The following is a 256-nucleotide window of genomic DNA, read 5'->3' as shown; positions in this document are numbered from 1 at the left end:
GACGCATTACGGATCGGAGAAAAGGTTCGGTTATTGTCCGACGGCAACGGCGCATACAACCAGACAATGGGCCTTAGCATGGACACCGGTAACTTTGGTGGCATCCGTTCTAAGCGCTACGCCATGATCATTACCGACGGCCAGGTAAAAGGTGTGTTTGTAGAAGAGGACAAGTCCTTTGAAGTGAGCAAAGCCGAATACATACTGGAGCAACTGCAAAAATAATGTCGAACTGGGATGTGATTATTATTGGTGC

At 48.0% G+C, this 256-nt stretch carries 1 protein-coding gene; it reads left to right on the top strand.

Translation table 11 applies throughout. The features are described 5' to 3' along the window. Positions 1-225, top strand: a 225-nt coding sequence (locus B3180_RS15065) for a redoxin family protein (RefSeq protein ID WP_286845313.1), incomplete at its 5' end; no start/stop codon positions are given. Between the last annotated feature and the right edge of the window lie 31 nt (positions 226-256).

The sequence above is a fragment of the Idiomarina sp. UBA4206 genome (assembly GCF_002383015.1).
GTDB lineage: Bacteria > Pseudomonadota > Gammaproteobacteria > Enterobacterales > Alteromonadaceae > Idiomarina > Idiomarina abyssalis.
Note: the sequence above shows the minus strand (reverse complement) of the source record. Positions and strands in the feature narration are given on the sequence as shown.